Source organism: Mycobacterium vicinigordonae (assembly GCF_013466425.1).
In the GTDB taxonomy this organism is placed as follows: domain Bacteria; phylum Actinomycetota; class Actinomycetes; order Mycobacteriales; family Mycobacteriaceae; genus Mycobacterium; species Mycobacterium vicinigordonae.
In genome coordinates, this window is sequence record NZ_CP059165.1 from 134971 (window position 1) to 154371 (window position 19401).

The window sequence follows — 19401 nt, forward strand, 5'->3', positions numbered from 1 at the left end:
CACGATAGGCATGATGACCATGGACTCGTAACGGTCTACGCCGCAAGCGGTCACCGCGGAAGGCGCTGGCGAGGCATTCAGCCGCCGGTACGAAGTGTCTCTGCAGGAGTTCGACCAAACTTGGCGCGGTATTCAGAGACGAACCGGCCGTAGTGATTAAACCCCCAGTGGTGCGCGATTGCGGTCGCGGTCGTGCTGTCAGGATCACTTCGTTTCAACATGTCGTGTGCGCACGCTAGTCGGACATCGCGGAGATACCTCATCGGAGAGATTCCAAGGTGCGATCGAAATCCATCTTCAAGCGAGCGAACGCTTACGTTGGCGCGACGAGCTAGGTCTGTGACCGACGCGACGCTCATCGGGTCCGAATCGATTACCTGCACAGCGCTACGCACTGAACGAGGCCCGGTGAATCCGGTTGGGCGGGAAAGCTCTTCGGAATAGCTATGAGGGTGATCAAGTAGCAGTCCCGCCATCAGCAGGCGAACGAAGTACCCCGACATTTTCGGCTGATCGGCGATCACCGATGGCCCGGACAGTTCTTGGCCTAGAACCGTCAGCGCACGGTCGAATGGTCTCACGTCGCGCGGTCGATCGGGCATGTCATAGAAGCGGATTGGCGAAGCCACGGGGCGCCCCAGTAGTGCGGAAAGTTCATCCTCGAGCGCCAGGGGATCGAGCGATATGGTCATCACTTCGTTGCTCGGAGCTAAGTAGTTGATACGCGGCGATGTGCCGGGCGCCATGATCGTTCGGTCGCGATGCGGGATCGCACGACTGGTGCCGCAGGTTGTGTAGTGGGCCCGACCCGCCAAGGTAGTGGCGACAACGTAGTAGGGGAACGGCTGCGTCACGACAGTGGAGTGGGTCATCTTCAAACCGACGAGCTTAACCTTCGAGAGATCGACATACCGCAGTTGCATGCGCAGATCCGTAGACGGCGCAGAGACATTCAAGTCGTGGTAGACCTCTCGCAACAGCACGGTGGCCTCGTCAGCGTTCGACGCCGCGCGAGTGACCGTCAGTTCGGGTTGTGTCACAGGATCCGACAGAGTCCAAGGACGAGTCAGCTCACCGTTGAGCTTTTCAAGCATGCTTCGCTGCCTCCTATTGGGCGCCGCGTCGCGCCCAGCATGCACCCCGGGGGGACAACAACCCGCTTGCATTATATGTGCTCGCTATACGTGCACGGTATCTCTTCCGCTCAAACTCTACGCCTCAATCGAGTGGTGATGAACCTTTGCAAGTCAGCCTCACGGTCGAACTTTCCATCCCGAAATCCAGACCAAGCCGGGCAACGCGGACCCGCACCGCAGTATTGCGTTTTCGTTCCGTATCGTTCGAGTATCACGAGATGCGCGATCAACTCACCAACCCGGACGAGGCAGGGTCTAACGCAGAGTGCGCGGTACTCGGATCGGCGTCCTCTTTTCTGCAAAGGCGGCGGTGGACTCCTTGAAATCCGGTTGTTCTTGCAACCATGCTTGCGTTGTGGCCTCGTAATGCAGTTGGTCGGAGAAGCTGCACTCAAGTGCCCGTTGAATCGCGCGTTTCGCCGCGGAAACACTCGACGATTGACCTGCGATGACACGGGCCATCACGGTCGCTCTGTCGAGAGTGGTGCCGTCCTCACATAGTTCGTTAACCAAACCCCACTGCAAAGCCTCCGCGGCACGCAGGTCACGAGCGAGCAGTGAAAGTTCGTTCGCGCGACCAAGTCCGACCGTACGCGGCAACAACCACGTGAGGCCGGCATCGGGGAGTAGCCCAATTTTTGTAAAGGAGAGTTGGAATCTCGCCGAAGCCGCTGCAACTCGTAGATCGCAGGCCAGGGCGAGGGATACACCAGCACCAGCTGCCACACCGTTCACTGCGGCCACGATCGGCACATCGAGATTTCGCATCGTGGTAATCAGGGGGTTCCAGATATCGCGAAGCACCACGCCAGCGTCGCCCACTTCGCCGGAAATATCTGCGCCAGCGCAGAACCCGCGTCCAGCGCCGGTTAGCACGATGGCGCGCACCTCGGGTTCGGCTTCCAGACCGCGCAGAGCGTCATTGATGCGAGAACCCGTCTCCGGTGCGACCGCATTAAGTCGCTGCGGCCGATTGATGGTGATGATACCGACAGGGCCATCGCGGCTTATCAGAATATCCGTCATTGTGGTTGTCATTGTTGGAATCTCGATTCGTTAACGGCAAGCCCGGTGACTCGCCGACGACCCTTGTTTGCACCTGATCGGTGCGCGTGTTGAGCGGCGACAGAAAATGCATTCTCACTCACGTTTGCCGGAATTTCCTATTGGGGAACAACCCAGCTGCGACACCGTTTCGCAGCACTGCAGGTGCGCCGCCGGCTACGACATTGGTGACGCAGTCGCGATGGATCCGCTGGACGGAGAAGTCGGTCGTCGCGCCGTAGCCGCCGTGCAGTTCCATTGCCTTCAAGGTGATTTGTGGTCCAACCGTCGCGCCGAATAACTTGGCTTGAGTGACTTCGGCGAGCTGAGGAAAACGACCCTCGATAGCTGACGCGGCGGCCCTGTATGCAAGCAATCGCAACGCCTCGATCTGTACCCACATGTCGGCCAGTGCGTGATATACGGATTGAAAGTCGATGATGGGCTTGCCGAAGGCCTCGCGCTGTTGCACATAGCGTGCGGCTTCGTCGTACGCGGCTTGGCTGTAGCCTAGCCAGAAGCCGCAGTTATGCAGTCGTTCAAGGTTGAACGCCGTCATCAGCCGTGCGAACTGACCGGGCCCGACGATGATGTTCTCCTTGGGCACCCGCACATCGGTCAGGATCATTTCGCCGTGGTGAATACCTCGATCACCGACGAAGGTAGGGCCGCGCCGGACCTCGACCCCAGGCATCGAGTCCTCTACGACGACTGCGCCAATCCCCTTCGCGCCCGCGACATCCGCGAAACGCACGAACGTCGCGTTGAGCTCGTTCACATTGGATCCGGTAAGGAAATTCTTGTGGCCGTTAAGAATTAAACTATCGTGATCGGCTGCGGCCGTCGTCTTAAGATGCGTCAGCGCGGACCCTGCATCGGGTTCGGTAAGCGCAATGTTGCATCCGCGGCGCCCGGCGACGATGTCGTGCAGGTATTTCTCTCGTACCGCCTCGTCGCCCAGGAGGAACATCGAGGGTCCGGGGCCGCTGGTGCAAAACACCGGCTCGGGCGGGAGCCAGGATTGTGCGTATCGGAATAGCGCCTCGACTACGAGCAGGTACTCGACTGCACCACCGCCCTTTCCGCCGTACTTTTTGGGCATCGCCACACCCAATAGATCCGCGGCGCCTACTCGCTCGAAAATCTCGCGGTAAGGGGCTTGATCTAATTCGTCCCATTGGCGTACCTCATCGGCGAAGGACCGGCCCACCTTCTCGGCGCGCGCTTGTAGGTCTTGTTGACTGGCGGTGAGGGCGAAATCCATTCGCAGGCTCCTCTTCCGGGACGACATTCAACGATGTTGAATCAGTTATGAATTCGACTTGTACTGGTGTGCCGGCCGCTGGCCCGATTGGTTCGAGACGGCCTTCAAAGCGTGTTTCAGGACTTTGCCACTGGCATTGCGCGGCAGCGTGTCGACTACTTCCACGGCCTTCGGCCGTTTGTAGCGCGCGAGCCGACCGTCCAGCCAATTGTTGAGCGACTCTAGGTCAAGGGTCGAACCCGCGCGGGAACGCGGTACCACGACAGCAACCGGTACCTCGCCCCATCGTTGGTCGGGCCGTCCGATCACCGCCACCTCGCCGATGTCCGGGTGTCCGGACAGCGCGCTCTCCACCTCCGCCGTGTAGATGTTCTCTCCACCCGAGATGATCATGTCCTTCTTGCGATCGACCACATAGATAAAGCCCTCTGCATCGATGAAAGCTAGGTCGCCAGAATGGAACCAACCGCCGTCGAACGCCTCCGCGGTTGCGTCGGGCCGACCCCAGTAGCCCAGTAGCAGACCTGGACCGCGGTAAACGAGTTCACCGATCTCGCCCAAAGGAACGTCGTTCAATTCCTCGTCCACCACGCGAACTGAGATCGTGTCAACCGGCCTACCAACTGAGCCGAGTTTGCGCCTGGCATCCCGACCACTCAAAAAGGACACGGGGGTCATCTCGGTCTGACCGAACACCGCCACCACGGATGCTGCCGGGAAAAGAGTGCTCAACTGCTCTAGTACGGTCGTGCTCATCGGTGCTCCGCCCCAGGCCAGTACCCGCAGAACGAGCTCGCGGGAGCCGACTCCGCTCTCAACAATCGCTTGCCACTGAGTGGGAACCATGAACACGCTCGACACACGCTCGCGCTCAAGGACGCCCAGCGTCTCAACCGCGTCGAAGGCACCGCTGGGCTGAATCACCATTGTTCCTCCGACGAGGAGGAACGCTGTCCCGATGGTGAACCCGCCGACGTGAAACATTGGCAGGCACAGCAGCGTTATAGGTGCGTCGTCTTCGAACAGTTGCCATCCTCGGATGAGCGCCAAGCCCTGAGCTTGCAGATTTAGATGCGAGAGTACAGCGCCTTTCGGCCGACCCGTTGTGCCGGAGGTGTAGATGATCACCGCCGGATCATCGGTCGAGTACTCGGGAGCGTCGAGGTTCGCGCTCATAGCTGGACAGACGGGCTCCCGGTCAACCACTAGCTGCACTGAGGGGCTGTCGACACCGGAGAGCAGGCTTACCAGACCGCTCTCGGTGATAATCGCAGTTGGCGACGCGTCGCCAACGATGAACTCAACCTCGGCCGTGCTGAGTCGAAAGTTCACCGGAACAGCGATCGCACCAACCCGGTTGGCGGCCACTACGCCCTCAATGAACTCTGGTCGGTTCGCCAACAGGAGCACCACGCGATCACCAGCGACCACGCCTTGCTCGGCTAGCCAGCCACCCATACGCGAGCACCGGTCGTCGAGCTCCTTCCACGTAATCGATTGGCCACCAAAACGAACCGCGACCTCCGCGGGTTTTGCAGCGGCATGCCGACGAATCAAACTCGACCAGTCCATTCGGCGAGAGGCATGGGGTTGTCGACGTACGTCGACCGCCGAGGACGGCGTCATGAGGCGAACGGCGCGGGGCAGTGCACCTCGCTGATCACCGCGGCGCCCAAAGGCATAGCAGCAGTTAGGAATCCTGCGGGTGGGCGCGGCGGCGTGGCGATCTCGTCGAAATCGGATACCGCAAGCGTGTCGAGTTTCCGACGATTGAAATGCGGGTTGTGGCAAAGCGAACGACTGTGAACGTCCGGTCCAGTCGCCGGCAGGACAAACTCACCAACTGCTGCCGTTGGTTCCTTGGTCACGGCACTCCTCTGAACTACGCCGGAATTGGCGGTCGTACCGAGGCTAAGGGCCACCGGGCTTCGCCGATAGCCAGATCTCGCGCCCTGCAGGTCGATTCTGGATACCAATTCCGACAGATGGAACACCGCTATTTGGATCGTCTGGCGCGGATTTCGGCTGGGCGAGCGCAGTTTCAATTCCGTAGCGTGAGGACCTCACGTGTGCAGTGCCGATCGCTCGCACAGCGGCCAATGAAGGGTGCCCATGTCCGATGCCGCGGTATGTACTGCTGCTGGTGCTGATCTGCGGGTCGAGCAGCTCTTTGTGGCGCCACCGCGCCGCGGCGAGGTGAAGGTCCGAATCGGCGCCACGGGCCTGTGTGGCTCGGATCGTTCGGCGGCCATCGGCGCGATGCCGTGCCCGATGCCAATGGTTCTTGGCCATCAGGGGGCAGGAATTGTGACCGCGGTCGGTGACGGCGTCGATTCTGTCAGACTGGGCGACCGCGTCGTGATCATAGCCATTACTCAATGCCACCAATGCTACGAATGTGCGCGGTCCCGGCCCCACCTGTGCAGGGTCGGTTTGGCAGGGCTGACAACCGGCCTCCCGCCCGCCGGCACCTCGCCGCTGCGCGATGCAAAGGGAAACGCGGTTCGGCAATTCATGGCAGCCGGTACGTTCGCGGACGAAATCGTAGTTCCTGCCACGTCGGCCATTCCCATCCCCTTCGATATGCCTTTCGTACCAGCGGCTCTCATTGGCTGCTCTGGCCTCACTGGATTTGGTGCGGCGGTCAACACCGCCTCCATCGAACCCGGATACAGCGTTGCCGTGATCGGCTGCGGCGCAGTCGGCCTGTTTGCGATTCAAGGAGCTCGGTTGGTTGGCGCCGGTGAGATCGTCGCGATCGATGTAGCCAAGTCGAAGTTGGAACTCGCGAAGTCGTTGGGTGCGGATGACGTGATCGACGGCAGCACATACGATTCGGTCGCCTGCGTCCGGCAACTGACTGCCAACCGTGGCGCCGACGTTGTCATCGAGGCCGTTGGTAGCCAGGTCACCGTGGATCAAGCGATCCGTATGACCGCGCGGGGTGGCCACGCGGTCTTCGTAGGCGCGGGAAGCCCCGACACAATGGTTGCGGTCAGGCAGTACAGCGGACTAATTGCGCCGGGTGTAACGCTTCGCGGATGCTTCCTGGGGTCAGCCGATGCCCGCCGGGACGTCCCCAGACTGGTGCGGCATTACCTGGCAGGAGACCTCCAGATTGATCCGCTGGTGTCGCAGCGCATTACTCTTGGCGAGGTAAATCAAGGCCTAGCTAGCCTTGGTGGCCCAAACACCGTCACTTCGGTCATTGACTTTCAGCAGGAGCCGTCGGCTACGGAATCCTTACGCTCAGCGGTCATACCGCGTCCGTACCATTCTGACCTGACGAACACTGTTGCTCCGGTGGACATCTGATCATTTCCGTGCGAAATCCGGCTTCCCCAATTTGAATCCGCCGACTTAGCGTGCATTTAGTCACACCGATGAGGAGGTTGCTCATGACCGATGAAAGAGCTCAGGATAGCGAATCGGCCATCGATTTCGATGCCATCGAGGTCAGGTACCAGGAAGAGCGTGCGAAGCGAGTACGGGCGGATGGGGCGGGTCAGTACCAGGCGATTGATATCGGGTCCGAGCTGGAGGCAGATCCATTCAATCCAGCCTTGACACCGCGCGAAGCGGTGACAAGCACCGCCGAAGTGGTTTTGATCGGTGGGGGATTCTCCAGCCTGATAACTGCTGTCGAGTTGCTCAAAGAGGGACTGGACGATGTTCTCATCGTCGAGAAGGGGGCCGATTTGGGCGGCACCTGGTATTGGAATCGCTATCCTGGTCTGTGCTGCGACGTCGAGGCATATATATACCTTCCCTACCTCGAGGAACTGGGATACGTACCAACCGAAAAGTATGCCAGTGGGGCGGAGATCCGTGAATATGCACGCCGGATCGGGCAACATTGGAACTTATACGAGAAGACCCTCTTCCAAACGCGTGTCACCGAGATGTGCTGGACGGACGAGCAGGATCGCTGGCTGATTCGCACGAATCGTGGAGACGTGGTTCGGGCCCGCCACGTGGTGCTGGCTACCGGGGGCTTGCTGCACCGTCCGAAGCTGCCTGGAATTCAGGGACTGGAGTCGTTCGAAGGTAAGACGTTTCACACCAGTCGATGGGACTACGAATACACAGGTGGGGATATTACTGGTGGCCTAACCAAACTGAGCGACAAACGGGTCGCCCTGATTGGAACGGGAGCGACTGCGCTGCAGGTCGTTCCACATCTCGGCGCCGACGCGAAGGAACTCTATGTCTTCCAGCGAACCCCAACCGCCGTCGACATCCGCAACAATTGCCCAACTGACAACGACTGGTTCGCCAGCCTCAAGCCCGGTTGGCAACGGCGTCGCATGATCAACTTCGACGGATTGCTGGCGGGTATTCCGCATGACGAAGATCTCGTCGGAGATCAGTGGACCCAGGGAATCTGGAGCCTTCCGCGGCTCCAGATCCCAGCTGATGGATCACCACCCGATATGGAGGCATACCAGAAGGCGGTGCGCGAGAATGAGCACATCCAAATGGAGCGCATCCGTGCCCGTGTGGATGAGATAGTCGACGATCCGGCCACCGCGGAGGCGCTTAAGCCATGGTTTAGCTCCCACTGCAAACGGCCGGGATTCCACGATGGATATCTGCAGACCTTTAACCGCCCGAACGTCACGCTCGTGGATACCAAGGGCCGAGGTCCAGATCTCGTTACTGCCAACGCGATTCACTTCGACGGCACCGCGTATGAGGTCGACTGCATCATCTACGCCACCGGGTTCGAAGCAGCGGTTTCGCCCGGCCGTGCCGGCGGCTTTCCGATATATGGCCGCGGCGGTGGATCGCTGGAGGAGCGCTGGCAGGAGGAGTTCAGAACCCTGCACGGCATCATGACGGCGGGATTCCCCAATATGTATGTCGTCGGAGGAATCCGGCATGCCGCAGTGTCGATCAATGTCTTGTTCGTCAACGCTATCCAAGCCCGCCACGTTGCCAGCCTTATCCAGGACCTGAAGGACGGCGGGCATGCCACGATCGAGATCTCAGAAGTGGCTGAAAAATACTGGGCACATACAATTGCCGAGAACTCGGTATATGACCCTGCAGCCACCCGCATGTGCACGCCCGGTTACTACAACGCGGAGGGAGCACTTGAGGGAAAGGGCACCACGGCGCCCCTTTGGGAGCACGCGTTCGGCGGCGAGCACTCGCTCTACGAGCAGTTGCTGGCTGATTGGCGCCGCGAACGTATCGATGAACAAGCGATCCTTGATCGGTCGATGCCGGTAAGAACAAGCAACGGTGAACTGAAAGGAAACCATGACGAATCGCGCGCCAATCTCGGCTGAGCACAACGTGGAAACTGTGCACAGAATCTACGCTGCGGTGCGCGCCGCAGACGTGCAGACGTTCTTCTCATACTGCCACCCCGATGTCATCCTGGAAGAGGCCTCGTCGCTACCCGTGGGCGGTATCTACCGGGGACGAGAGGAGTTCGGCCGCGCACTAGGCACTTTGGCCGCCGCGTACGACCTGTCGACGCTCGAAATCAAGCACGTTGTGGCAAGCGGCGACGTGGTGGTGGTGAACTTCGTAGTCCGTTCCCCCAAGCCGCGTGCCTTCGAGATCGAAGTGGCCGAGTGGTGGCACTTCAGGGATGGCAAAGTGGCCTTGGTGCGGCCATTCTATTGGGACACAGCTGAACTAATCCAGAAGCTGAGCGAAGCCTGATACATGCTGCAGCTGCATGCACGGCGGCCGTGACGGGGGCACCCGCGGGCTCGTCGTGGGTGCATCTCGCCGAAATATGGCTAAGCAAATCAGATTACAGCTCCTGCCCGACGAACCTAGGTTTGGTAGTCGAGCGCCGGTCTGGATCATGGTGCTCGTCGAACCCGGACTGGTCAGCTTCTCTTGCCGTAAACTGCAACAACTACCGATCGATCTAGGCTATTCAACGACCAGACCCCTATCGCCGTGTTGTTGCAATCGCGCATTGTGGCAAGCGATTCTGGGTCTTCATACCACTGCTGCATGATGTCTAGCCCACTGATAGCAAGTGCTGGGCTGATTGCGACCGTTTCAGTGGCCGTGCCGGTGAAACCGGCAGCGTTGGCCCGCTGTTGCGGCGACGAACCGTCAGACCCGCTGTTGCCGGTGAGATAACGGTTGTTCAAGAGGTCCTCCGCATGCCATTGCGCGGCCAAGCGGAGCCGTGGATCAACCTTCAGATCTGTGGTGCAGCCTGCCTGATGTTGGACTGTGTACACGTTAGCCACCACGCTATCATTCAGCCTCTTGTTGTCCGCCTCCGCGGGTGCGACAGAAAACGTGATCGTAGGAGCTGCGAGGGCGACCACGGCAACCAACCAACGCTGAATACTTTTGCAGGTGACCCACATTCACTGGACTATACAAGCCAAGTCCTATTTGAGCACCATCGTCGCAAATATCTGCAACTGCTCCGGCGCATTTGGCGTTGACGCAGCTGGCCACGTAGCCGTAGTATTTGAGACGCACAATCTCACAGAGATCGGGACCAGGCGGAAGGCTTCGCTCGCCAGAGCAGCGAATTCGCTGGGGTTTGTCTGGCCTGCTGTGCAAACGAGATCCGTTCTGCATGCTTAACGTAAGGAGCCGAACATTCATGGATCCCAACCCAGACTACGACGCTAGCGATGAACTCGAACACTTCTTCAGCTGGTTACCGTGGGCGCTCAGGGGCGTGAGTCCGGCGCCAGCCTATCCGCCGGTATAGTTGTGGGGGGTGCGGCGTGGTTGGAAGCTATGTGCCGCAATCGAACTCCTGGATTCCGCACGGTACGTGTATAGGTATCCAACGACCCGTCATTTCAGGCTTCGAGGATAGCCGTTGGCGAGCTGGAGCCGGCCACTGCAGCGTGTCGGCTGTAGCCTCCCAGTGATCTTCTAGCACCGTCGTCGCTGTCAGCCGACATCTCACGTTGTACCGGGCCGCAGCGCGTAGCTTGGTTTCAAGCGTCGGTGTGACTTGTGGTGTCTGAACTCAATATTGAACCGGACCCGCGTCCTGCTCGACCGAAAGGACCGCTTGTGAATGTGTATCCGGTGCTGCACGGGTCGATGAACCTCGACGACATCGCGGGCTCCCCACTGGGCGAGCCTTCAGGCAGGCCTAGGCTAGCAAGGTGGCGGCACCTGCTGATTCCCTTGCTGATTGCGGTGGCTGGCGTCGGCGCCAACCTTCAGTTACTACTACCCCGTGCACATGCCGTTCCGGCTCCTGAGGTCGAGTACTTATATAACGTTGTGGCGCGGCGACATTACGCATTTCCGGAAAGTGATGCGCTCAGCTACGGTCGAGGCATCTGCGAAAAGGTCAACCAGGGTGAAAGCTACGCTCGAGTGATTGAGGATGTGAAAAGTGACGTACTGCCCAACGACGAGTACGCGGCTAACTACCTGATTTCGTATTCGGTGGGGATACTATGCCCCGCCGAGATCTGGCAGCTGCGAAACTCAGCTGCGCACTATCGATCCCCGGCGGGATAGCAACACGCGGTGGTCGTACCGCTGCCGCAGCCTACCGAATAGCAGGTTGCGAGTGTTGCTTTGTTTCAATTCGTTAGTTGCTCCCAGAGCATGTCCTCGTCGAGGGTGCGTGCTACCGCTCCCAGGCGCGAGTTCCAGTCTTGTTCGGACCTGTCGGCATCACGGTGTGCCCAGAGCGACCGGGTAAAGCGGTGCAGTCGGTATTCGCGGGTAATGCCGACAGCGCCGTGAAGTTGATGAGATGTCCTGGCCACCAACGTCGCCATGTGTGCGGCAGCGATGCGCGCGCTGGCTGCTGCACCGAAGCGCTGCAGTGGGGAACTGTCCACAGAGACAGCCAATTCAACCGCTCGGTCCAGCGCCGACTGGGCAGCGCGGATGCCTATGGCCATATGGGCTAAGCCGGTCCTGACGGGCATGAGCTTCATCAGAGGTGCACCGAACTGTTTGCGTTCGACAACATAGCTGCGGGTTAGTTCATATGCCGCCCAGGCGCTTCCGACAAGCGCGGCCGACCTCGTGAGCGTGAGGCGTTCGAGGACGTCGTTAGGGCTGATCTGGGGATGTATCGCACAGGGTGCGTGGTTGACCCTTACGTGTCCTGCTGGTAGACCCGCGATGTCGACCAGTGGGTCGACTGTAGCGTCGGCGAGCGCAAGACTGGCCACCTCGGCCGCGCCCACGATGGCTACCCGGCGTGCCATCGGCGCGAATGTAATTAACCCAAGGTCCGCCGACAGTATGGGAGCCAGGTGCGCCAGATGGCTGATGACGACCGTGTCGAAAGCGCCTTTCGGTGCGGCACCGACTGCGTACGCGGCTACGGAGGCTTCCACGATGGGCGTGTTCAGACCCGCTCGAGCGAGTTCGCGGATGACCAGAATCAGGTCGGCGAGGCTTCCTCCGGATCCCCCCGCATTCTCGGCGATTGCTATACCGGTCAAACCCAGTTCCTGTAATTGTTCCCACCGCCGCTGGGCCACCGCGCCGCCGGATGTCGTGTCTGCATCTTTCGACATATCTCGGACGAGGTCGGTTAGTTCACGCGCAAACTCGCTCATGCTGTGGCCTTCTTAGTTGCCTCGCTGTTCGCGACGATGGAGAGCAACACATCCGATGAGCCGCCGCGAATGCTGAAGCCCGGTGCTGCCAGCAGTGCCCGCGCAATAGCGTCGTGATTCGCCGAGCCGCACGCGGCGCGACGAGCGAATTCGATAACGTCGATTTCGAAGCTGGTTCCCTGCTGCTTGACCATGGCGGCCTCAGTCACGGGCGCCCGGCCCGCGTCGAGAGCCTCGGCGATCTCCCAGCATTGCCGGCGCAAGGTCGACAGCCGCGCGACGAGCTTGCCAAGCTCAGTATCAAATCGAGTGTCGTGGGTATGCCGCAGGTGTGTAATCACCTCGCGTAGTAGTGGATACGTACTCAATACACGCTCGGGTCCACCTCGCTCAAAGGACAATTGCTCGACCACCTGACGCCAGCCCCGTCCTGCTGTGCCGATGAGTCGGTGCTCCGGGACAAAGACCTCGGTGAACGTCACTTCGTTGAAATGGTGCTCGTCAGACATGTCCCAGATCGGTTGTACCTCAACACCGTCAGCCGCCATATCTACGATGAATTCCGTAAGCCCATCGTGCTTTCTGCCCGCTGCATCGGTCCGCGCCAAGACATAGCTGTGTGTAGCGTGGTGAGCGTGACTCGTCCAGGTCTTACGTCCATTGATCCGCCAACCGCCGACTACCTTGCGTGCTGCAGTGCGCACCGCGGCTAGGTCAGAACCGGCCTCTGGTTCACTCATACCCAGGCAGAACACAATTTCAGCCTTGACGATGCCCGGCAGTATTTCACACTGGAGATCACGGTTGCCGTATCGCAGTATCGTAGGTCCGATTTGACGATCCCCAATCCAGTGCGCGGCGACTGGCGCTCCGGCCCGCAGCAACTCCTCGGTGACGACGAGGCGAGATCGTGCATCCTGACCACCGCCGCCGAACTCGGCCGGAAGGGTCAACCCAATGAGTCTGCGGTCAGCTAGTTCTCGGGAGAATTGCAGATTGAACGAACGTAGCCAGCAGTCGCTACGGGGGGTGTAGCGGCCTTCGGCGAGCCACTGATCGGTGAGGTCGCGCACAGCTGTACGCAACTGTGCGATGGTTCGTGGGGAGCCGGTATCGGTGGTGCTCATCGGCCGATAAATGTGGGTGTGCGGCGATCCGCCGAGGCACGTACTCCTTCGGCGAAATCGTTCGTCGCCCGCAGCCATGCCTGCTCGGCCCGCTCGTGATCGGTAGCGGTTGCCACCGCTTCGGCCAACCCGCGGCGGAGGGTCTTTCGTATGCTGCGCAACGCAAGTGGTGCGGTCGTGGCCAGTTCGGTAGCCAGTAGGATTGCTGAGTCCCGAATGGCGTCATCATCGACGAGTCGGTCCACCAACCCGACGCGAAACGCCTCGGCCCCGTCTATGTTCCGCCCGGTCAGCAGCAGGTCCGTCGCGTACTGCGTGCCCACAATGCGGGGCATTGTTACGGTCATGCCGAAGCCGTGATGCAACCCGATTCGGGAGAAATTCGCGGCGAATCGAGACCGCGGGCCGGCGACCCGGAAATCAGCGGCGAGTGCCAGTCCCATTCCGCCGCCCACCGCCGCTCCCTGCACGGCTGCCACGAGGGGCAGCTCTGACGCGAACAGTCGCGCGGCGGCCGAATACAACTCGCGAGCGCCCTCGTCGGCAGATATCTGAGCTGCACCGCTGACGCTGTTGAAATCGGCCCCGGCGCAGAAGTTTTTGCCTTGTGAGGCCACGACAATCGCACGAGTGTCATTGTCCGAGGCAAGCGTGTGAGCGATGTCGGCGATCAAGCTGATAAGCGCGGCGTCGAAGAAGTTGTTGGGTGGCCGCCGGATCTCAATGACAGCCACTCCGCGGACTGGCACTTTAACGTCGATGTCAACGGAGCCCGGGACGGGTTTGTGCACAGGCACATCCGTGGTCATCTCAAACCCTTCTGTTTGTGAGACACAATGTCGCATAATAATAGGGTGCTGACAGCTGTACCGTCAACGCCGTGAGCCGCCCGACCATAACGGTTCAAGTGAACTCCGAAGCGAAAACACTGCAGCTACTTAACGCGCGATGGCATGGTTGCAGTACTAGCGGTATCCGGCAACGTTCCCCTGAACAGTCAGCACGGTTCCGCTACGCGGCCCGCCCGGTGAGCGGTCAAGCATCCCGCCAAACTGGTGGACGTTTCTCGATGAATGCGCGAGCACCTTCAGCGGCGTCGGCAGACTCGCGTACCGGATCAGTAAAGCGGCGCTGCAGAGTGAACGCGTCCGCCTCGGGCCATCCGGAAGAACGACTAGCAACAGCCTTGGCGGCGCGCACGGCTATGGGAGCGTTTCGCGCGATCACTCCGGCTATCTCACGCGCCGCCGCGAGGGTGGTGCCTGGGGGAACAACATGATTTACCAGGCCGATTTCGTAGGCGCGCTTAGCGGAGATCGGTGCGCCGGTCATGATCATCTCAAGGGCCAGTGCCCGCGGGATGCGGGTCGGCAACCGGATGGCGCCGCCTGCGGTGGCGACCAGCCCCCGCGATACCTCGGGCAGCCCGAATTTTGCGTCCTGCGCGGCAACTATGATGTCTGCGGTTAGGGCAATCTCGAGTCCTCCGCCGAGGGCTGCGCCCTCGACCGCCGCGATGAGGGGTTTGATAGGTGGCTTTTCGACAATCCCGAATGCACCCCGGTCGTCGCTAATGGGCCGCTCGTTGGTCGCGGCCAGCGCCTTAAGATCCATTCCGGCACTGAAGAACCCTCCACTGCCAGTGATGACGATCGTACGTACAACCTTGTTGCGGTCGAAGTCGTCTAGGGCGGCGGCAATTTGCTGTGCCGTCGCGAGATCGATTGCATTGCGTACTGATGGGCGATTGATGGTGAGCACAGCGGTGTTCACCGTTATTTCGACGTCTATGCGGCTACTCATCGCGGTGCCATCCGGATAGCGCCATCCAACCTGATTGTCTCGCCGTTGAGCATGCCGTTGTCGATGATTGCCACGGCTAGGCGAGCGAATTCGTCAGGATTCCCGAGGCGGCTGGGATGGGGGACGGAGGCGGACAGTGACTGTCGTACGTCCTCGGGCAATCGCGCCAACAACGGGGTGTCGAAGGTGCCCGGTGCAATGGTGTTGACTCGGATCTTCCTACTCGCGAGATCACGCGCGGCAACAATGGTCATTCCGACAATTCCGGCCTTTGAGGACGCGTACGGGATCTGACCAATCTGTCCTTCAAAAGCTGCCACCGATGCCGTCAGGACGATGACGCCGCGGTCGCCATCGATTGGCTCATTGTTGGCCATCCGGGCAGCCGCCAGCCGCAGTACGTTGAAGGAGCCGATGAGGTTGGTGGTGACAATCTCGGTATAGAGTTCCAACGACCCGGGGTTTCCCCGCTTGTCAACCACTCGAACTGGTCCGCCCCGGCCTGCGCAGTGTACGACCACGCGCAATGAGCCGACTTCTTCCGCACTATCAAGGGCCGCACTCACGTCAGTGGCGCTTCGCACATCCGCTGGAACGAATTTTGCCCGTGGGCCGAGGTTGGCAGCCACATCCGCGCCTGCCGAAGACTGCAGGTCGGCGATGATCACCTGCGATCCTTGGTCAAGGAGCCGTCGGACGGTGGCCAGGCCTAGACCCGAGGCGCCTCCAGTCACTACCGCCGATGTTCCATCGATGTTCATCGTTGCCTTTCATTCGATCGCCAGGTGGCAAAACCATGCGCAGGACCCCCATCGTCCTGTGGCCGGGCCGTTCATTTTAAGTCAGTATGTCTCAATAATCGCCTTCACGAAAGAGACTGTCAACGATGACATCTCGCAGTTGGCAGGGACGGGTGCTCACATCGCCTTTGATATGCGACTCGACCGTGGCAGCGGTTCCATCCCGGTCCGCCGGCGGGCCGACGGCCGCTGTCGGCGCACCCGAAGCGTTCTTGACTGGGCTGGCCCGGGCGCGCTCAACGGCAAGATTGCTCACGTCTTCGGCTAGTTCCACGGCTCTCAACTGTGCACCAGCCGTTGCCACTACATTACTGAGACGGTATGGTTCTAAAATCGTCCCGACGGATCGTCCCTGAGATACCAGATGTCCACCACGCCAGCGGGAGTCATCGCAGGGCTCGACAGCGGATCGGCACCGCTGATGGACGGGTTCGCCAGATGCCCGGGTTTCACCTGGGCTTCGGCCCGTTCGCCGCGCGGCAGCGACGCTAACGCGGCGACAATAATCGAAAAATAGGAGAATCATGTCACGTGCGGCCGTCATTATCGATGCAGTTCGCTCCCCGATGGGAAAGGGCAAGCCGCCCAGAGACGGTCGGCCGGGCGGGGCGCTGAGTGGCATGCATCCGGCTGAGCTATTGGGTCAGGTGATCGCGGAGCTGATGAACCGCACCGGGATCGATCCAGCACGCGTGGACGACGTCATCGCGGGCTGCGTCAGCCAAGTCGGCGAACAGGCCGGGCCTGTTGGCAGATGGGCGTGGCTCGCGGCCGGACTGCCCGAAAGTGTTCCGTCTGTGGCCGTTCACCGTGCGTGTGGGTCTAGCCAGCAATCGGCAGACTTCGCAGCGCAGGCCATCATGGCCGGTGCGTGCGACATTGTGGTAGCGGCCGGGGTGGAGTCGATGAGCCGGATACCGATGTTCACCGCTCGGATTGGACAGGATCCCTACGGCCCTTCGGTCGCGAAGAGGTACTCACCTGGCCTCGTCCCACAAGGTGTTTCAGCTGAGCTGATCGCAGCGAGATGGAAGTTAGATCGCGACGCGATCGATGAGTTCTCCGCTTCCTCGCACCGCAAAGCAGCTGCCACGGACTTCAGCTCCGAGATAGTGCCGATAGTGACTCCTGACGGCACAGTGCGCACCGACGAAACCATCCGACCGACCACTACACAAGAGGGCTTAGCCATGCTCAAGTCGTCGTTCTACTCCGAAGAGATGGCCGAGCGGTTTCCAGAGATCACCGACTGGACCATCACGGCGGGCAACTCATCGCAGCTTGCCGATGGTGCAGCCGCGCTGTTGATCATGGCTGACACTACCGCTGCCGAGTTGGGCTTGACCCCGCGGGCGCGGTTTCATTCGTTCGGCTTGGCAGGCGACGACCCTCTGACCATGCTGACAGGTCCAATTCCCGCTACCGAGAAGGTGTTACGGCGCTCACAGCTGACGATCGACGACGTCGACCACTTCGAGATCAACGAAGCGTTCGCACCCGTACCCATGGCGTGGGCACACCACTTCGGCGCCAATCCAGATAAGTTGAATCCATGCGGTGGGGCTATCGCACTGGGCCATCCACTCGGAGCCTCAGGTGCTCGCCTACTTACCACCATGCTGAATGCGCTGGAGGCAAGTGGCGGCCGCTTCGGCCTGCAGTCGATGTGCGAGGCAGGCGGGATGGCGAATGCCACCCTGATCGAACGCCTCTAGCCGCCGGGCCGCAGCAGTGTCACCGATTCGATCGATCTACAGCGATGACCACGAAGTATTCCGCGACAGCGCTGCTCGCTTCATCAATGCCGAAGTCGCTCCCTGGCTAACCGATTGGCACCGCGACAATTCCCTCCAGCGAACCGTCTTTGCTGCTGCGGGAGCTCACGGATTTCTAGGGGTTGCGGTCCCAGAACGATTCGGTGGTGGAGACGCCGAGGACTACGGATTTCTCGCCGTGTTGCTCGAGGAAACGGTCAATGCCGGCGCTACCGGCCTGGCGCTGCTGTGGGCACTGCACTCAGGCGTGGTTATACCTTTCCTTCTTGAGCACACCCCCGCGACCGATCAACGCCGGTGGGCTCCGGGTCTGGCGTCCGGTGAGGTGATCGGTATCCCCACTGCCGGCTTCCGCACGGCGAGTCTGCCCGGTGGGCAACTGGCTGACTTGCTGGTGCTTTCGACCAACGACGTAGTGACCCTCGTGCCTGCCAGCTACCCCGGGGTGCGCATCGCCCCCTTCGGGCCGACCGTGATGGGCAAGGACGCGAGCGCCGCCAATGTGGACATGGAGCTGGCCGACCTGACCGGATGCAGCCGCATTACTGCAGCAGCGGACGCACTGCATCGCGACATCGACCTTTGGCTCGCGGTCATCGCGCTAGCAAGCGCACGTCGGGCCTTGGAACTCGCACTCGACTACGTCGGAAGTCGCCGGATTTTCGGAAGACCGCTGGCCGAGTTTGAGAACACGCAGTTCCGACTGGCCGAGTTGACGGCGGAACAAATTACGGCTGCAAGCTATGTCGATCATTGTCTGATCGCCCGCGCTGCGAGGACGCTCACACCGCAGGAAGCTGCAACGGCTCGTCATGTCGCCGTAGAGGTATCCGACCGTACCGCCGACCAAAGCCTTCAGCTACACGGCGGCTACGGGTACATGCGGGAGTACCCGATCTCCCAGACGTTCGCGGATGCGCGGTTCATCCGGGTAGTTGGCCAGCTGTACTCCGACCCACGCCGCGTCTTAGCGGCAGAGCTCTTCGGCAATACTGACGAGCCTCGGACCGCTTCATGACGTGCTTGCCCTACCTCGTCCAGATGCCCCTGCCAAGACGCCATCGACTAGATGAGGAAGACGGAGACCCCGGTAATGCCCATGATTAACGTGGAAGATCAAGTGCGCCTTCATATCCAGGATCTCGGCACAGGTCCAGCCGTCGTGTTTGTTTCGGGTTTCGGACTTGACCACGAACTTTGGGACAGACAGGTCAGAGTCTTTGCCGCAGCCGGGTATCGAACAATATGTGTAACTCAACGCGGACACGGCAGCTCCGACCATCCCCTGCACGGGTACGAGATCGATCGCCTACGCGACGACTTGGTGGCGGTGCTCGAGACACTGCGAGTGCGTGATGTGGTTTTGGTCGGTCACTCATTTGGTGGCCAGGTGGCTTTTCACACCGCAGTTGTGGCTCCATACTTGGTCTCGAAACTGGTGCTCGTCGGCTCGAATGCAGTGCGTGCCAGCCGAAGCGACGAGTTTCCGTTTGGGGGACCTCCGGAGACACTTGTGGCCCACATGGTCCAAGACGAGATACAAGACCGGATCGCGGCCAGGCATCGGCTGATCCGGTCTTGCTTCGCAAGCGAACAGCACCCAGGTGTCATCGAATGGCTGTTGCGTACCTGGCTGCGGATGCCGAGCTGGTCGGCGGTCGCCTGCTACCAGACAATGCTCCGGAGTGACCTGGTACATGAGTTACCAGAAGTAAGGCAACCGGTCTTACAGATCACGGGCAAGGCGGACCCAGTGCATTCCGGAGGTGGTGCTCGGTGGCTACAACAGCACCTAGTAGACGCGACCCTAACCGAACTTGGCTGCGGGCACTTCCCGATGCTGGAAGCGGCAGAGGAGTTCGACCGGATCCTGGCCGGATTTCTTTAACATCCACTCTCACGTTGCGTGCCAGCG

19 protein-coding genes are annotated in these 19401 nt (G+C 60.5%); 8 read left to right on the forward strand and 11 right to left on the reverse strand.

Features of this window, described 5'->3' with window-relative positions:
• Window positions 1-77: 77 nt before the first annotated feature.
• The 5 genes from H0P51_RS00600 to H0P51_RS00620 form a co-directional block, all read right to left on the reverse strand.
• Window positions 78-1094 carry a helix-turn-helix transcriptional regulator gene (locus tag H0P51_RS00600; protein ID WP_180916140.1) on the reverse strand — a complete coding sequence of 339 codons (1017 nt, stop codon included), beginning with the start codon at window positions 1092-1094 and terminating at the stop codon, window positions 78-80.
• 297 nt (window positions 1095-1391) lie between these two features.
• Window positions 1392-2162 (reverse strand): enoyl-CoA hydratase/isomerase family protein, encoded by a 771-nt coding sequence (locus H0P51_RS00605; protein WP_180916141.1) that lies wholly within the window; start codon window positions 2160-2162, stop codon window positions 1392-1394.
• Window positions 2163-2280: 118 nt separating this feature from the next.
• Entirely contained in the window at window positions 2281-3444 is a 1164-nt protein-coding gene (locus tag H0P51_RS00610; protein WP_180916142.1) for an acyl-CoA dehydrogenase family protein, read from the reverse strand.
• 45 nt (window positions 3445-3489) lie between these two features.
• Window positions 3490-5070 (reverse strand): AMP-binding protein, encoded by a 1581-nt coding sequence (locus H0P51_RS00615; protein ID WP_180916143.1) that lies wholly within the window; start codon window positions 5068-5070, stop codon window positions 3490-3492.
• Window positions 5067-5489, reverse strand: coding sequence for a hypothetical protein (locus tag H0P51_RS00620; RefSeq protein WP_180916144.1), 423 nt, complete (start codon window positions 5487-5489; stop codon window positions 5067-5069). Before H0P51_RS00620 ends, H0P51_RS00615 begins: the two co-directional genes overlap by 4 nt.
• A gap of 67 nt (window positions 5490-5556) precedes the next feature.
• Between H0P51_RS00620 and H0P51_RS00625 the strand changes: the two genes are divergently transcribed.
• From H0P51_RS00625 to H0P51_RS00635, 3 genes are all read left to right on the forward strand, one after another.
• Window positions 5557-6759, forward strand: coding sequence for a zinc-binding dehydrogenase (locus H0P51_RS00625; protein WP_180916145.1), 1203 nt, complete (start codon window positions 5557-5559; stop codon window positions 6757-6759).
• 83 nt (window positions 6760-6842) lie between these two features.
• Window positions 6843-8738, forward strand: coding sequence for a flavin-containing monooxygenase (locus tag H0P51_RS00630; protein WP_180916146.1), 1896 nt, complete (start codon window positions 6843-6845; stop codon window positions 8736-8738).
• Between the two features lie 16 nt (window positions 8739-8754).
• Window positions 8755-9120, forward strand: a complete 366-nt coding sequence (locus tag H0P51_RS00635; protein ID WP_180916147.1) for a nuclear transport factor 2 family protein — start codon at window positions 8755-8757, stop codon at window positions 9118-9120.
• 173 nt (window positions 9121-9293) lie between these two features.
• On the opposite strand, the gene H0P51_RS00640 is transcribed toward H0P51_RS00635, so the two are convergent.
• Window positions 9294-9791: a CAP domain-containing protein gene (locus tag H0P51_RS00640; protein ID WP_180916148.1), complete on the reverse strand. Its 498-nt coding sequence runs from the start codon at window positions 9789-9791 to the stop codon at window positions 9294-9296.
• A 790-nt stretch (window positions 9792-10581) separates the two neighbouring features.
• Here H0P51_RS00640 and H0P51_RS00645 point away from each other — a divergent pair.
• Window positions 10582-10920: a DUF732 domain-containing protein gene (locus H0P51_RS00645; protein WP_425489097.1), complete on the forward strand. Its 339-nt coding sequence runs from the start codon at window positions 10582-10584 to the stop codon at window positions 10918-10920.
• A 65-nt stretch (window positions 10921-10985) separates the two neighbouring features.
• Here the strand turns inward: H0P51_RS00645 and H0P51_RS00650 are convergent, their stop codons facing one another.
• From H0P51_RS00650 to H0P51_RS00670, 5 genes are all read right to left on the reverse strand, one after another.
• Window positions 10986-11981, reverse strand: coding sequence for an acyl-CoA dehydrogenase family protein (locus H0P51_RS00650; RefSeq protein ID WP_180916149.1), 996 nt, complete (start codon window positions 11979-11981; stop codon window positions 10986-10988).
• Window positions 11978-13108 (reverse strand): acyl-CoA dehydrogenase family protein, encoded by a 1131-nt coding sequence (locus H0P51_RS00655; protein ID WP_180916150.1) that lies wholly within the window; start codon window positions 13106-13108, stop codon window positions 11978-11980. Before H0P51_RS00655 ends, H0P51_RS00650 begins: the two co-directional genes overlap by 4 nt.
• Complete coding sequence (locus H0P51_RS00660; RefSeq protein ID WP_180916151.1) at window positions 13105-13917, reverse strand: enoyl-CoA hydratase/isomerase family protein; 813 nt, start codon at window positions 13915-13917, stop codon at window positions 13105-13107. The genes H0P51_RS00655 and H0P51_RS00660 overlap by 4 nt, the downstream gene beginning before the upstream one ends.
• Window positions 13918-14143: 226 nt before the next feature.
• A complete protein-coding gene (locus H0P51_RS00665) occupies window positions 14144-14911 on the reverse strand; it encodes a crotonase/enoyl-CoA hydratase family protein (protein WP_180916152.1) in 768 nt (255 codons plus the stop codon).
• Window positions 14908-15672 carry an SDR family NAD(P)-dependent oxidoreductase gene (locus tag H0P51_RS00670; RefSeq protein ID WP_180916153.1) on the reverse strand — a complete coding sequence of 255 codons (765 nt, stop codon included), beginning with the start codon at window positions 15670-15672 and terminating at the stop codon, window positions 14908-14910. The genes H0P51_RS00665 and H0P51_RS00670 overlap by 4 nt, the downstream gene beginning before the upstream one ends.
• On the opposite strand from H0P51_RS00670, the gene H0P51_RS00675 reads away from it, so the two are divergent.
• The 4 genes from H0P51_RS00675 (at window position 15665) to H0P51_RS00690 (ending at window position 19374) form a co-directional block, all read left to right on the forward strand.
• Window positions 15665-15979 carry a hypothetical protein gene (locus H0P51_RS00675; protein WP_180916154.1) on the forward strand — a complete coding sequence of 105 codons (315 nt, stop codon included), beginning with the start codon at window positions 15665-15667 and terminating at the stop codon, window positions 15977-15979. The two genes, H0P51_RS00670 and H0P51_RS00675, sit on opposite strands and share 8 nt — an antisense overlap.
• 256 nt (window positions 15980-16235) lie before the next feature.
• Window positions 16236-17426, forward strand: coding sequence for a thiolase family protein (locus H0P51_RS00680; RefSeq protein WP_180916155.1), 1191 nt, complete (start codon window positions 16236-16238; stop codon window positions 17424-17426).
• Window positions 17427-17442: 16 nt separating this feature from the next.
• Entirely contained in the window at window positions 17443-18504 is a 1062-nt protein-coding gene (locus H0P51_RS00685; RefSeq protein WP_180916156.1) for an acyl-CoA dehydrogenase family protein, read from the forward strand.
• 81 nt (window positions 18505-18585) lie between these two features.
• Complete coding sequence (locus H0P51_RS00690) at window positions 18586-19374, forward strand: alpha/beta fold hydrolase (protein ID WP_246398291.1); 789 nt, start codon at window positions 18586-18588, stop codon at window positions 19372-19374.
• Window positions 19375-19401 lie beyond the last annotated feature (27 nt).

Coding starts and splice junctions, on each gene's coding strand:
- H0P51_RS00660 (WP_180916151.1), bottom strand. CDS start 13,917: ATGACCACGGATGTGCCTGTGCACAAACCCGTCCCGGGCTCCGTTGAC.
- H0P51_RS00630 (WP_180916146.1), top strand. CDS start 6,843: ATGACCGATGAAAGAGCTCAGGATAGCGAATCGGCCATCGATTTCGAT.
- H0P51_RS00640 (WP_180916148.1), bottom strand. CDS start 9,791: ATGTGGGTCACCTGCAAAAGTATTCAGCGTTGGTTGGTTGCCGTGGTC.
- H0P51_RS00675 (WP_180916154.1), top strand. CDS start 15,665: ATGTTCATCGTTGCCTTTCATTCGATCGCCAGGTGGCAAAACCATGCG.
- H0P51_RS00625 (WP_180916145.1), top strand. CDS start 5,557: ATGTCCGATGCCGCGGTATGTACTGCTGCTGGTGCTGATCTGCGGGTC.
- H0P51_RS00600 (WP_180916140.1), bottom strand. CDS start 1,094: ATGCTTGAAAAGCTCAACGGTGAGCTGACTCGTCCTTGGACTCTGTCG.
- H0P51_RS00610 (WP_180916142.1), bottom strand. CDS start 3,444: ATGGATTTCGCCCTCACCGCCAGTCAACAAGACCTACAAGCGCGCGCC.
- H0P51_RS00605 (WP_180916141.1), bottom strand. CDS start 2,162: ATGACGGATATTCTGATAAGCCGCGATGGCCCTGTCGGTATCATCACC.
- H0P51_RS00680 (WP_180916155.1), top strand. CDS start 16,236: ATGTCACGTGCGGCCGTCATTATCGATGCAGTTCGCTCCCCGATGGGA.
- H0P51_RS00650 (WP_180916149.1), bottom strand. CDS start 11,981: ATGAGCGAGTTTGCGCGTGAACTAACCGACCTCGTCCGAGATATGTCG.
- H0P51_RS00670 (WP_180916153.1), bottom strand. CDS start 15,672: ATGAACATCGATGGAACATCGGCGGTAGTGACTGGAGGCGCCTCGGGT.
- H0P51_RS00665 (WP_180916152.1), bottom strand. CDS start 14,911: ATGAGTAGCCGCATAGACGTCGAAATAACGGTGAACACCGCTGTGCTC.
- H0P51_RS00690 (WP_246398291.1), top strand. CDS start 18,586: ATGATTAACGTGGAAGATCAAGTGCGCCTTCATATCCAGGATCTCGGC.
- H0P51_RS00655 (WP_180916150.1), bottom strand. CDS start 13,108: ATGAGCACCACCGATACCGGCTCCCCACGAACCATCGCACAGTTGCGT.
- H0P51_RS00615 (WP_180916143.1), bottom strand. CDS start 5,070: ATGACGCCGTCCTCGGCGGTCGACGTACGTCGACAACCCCATGCCTCT.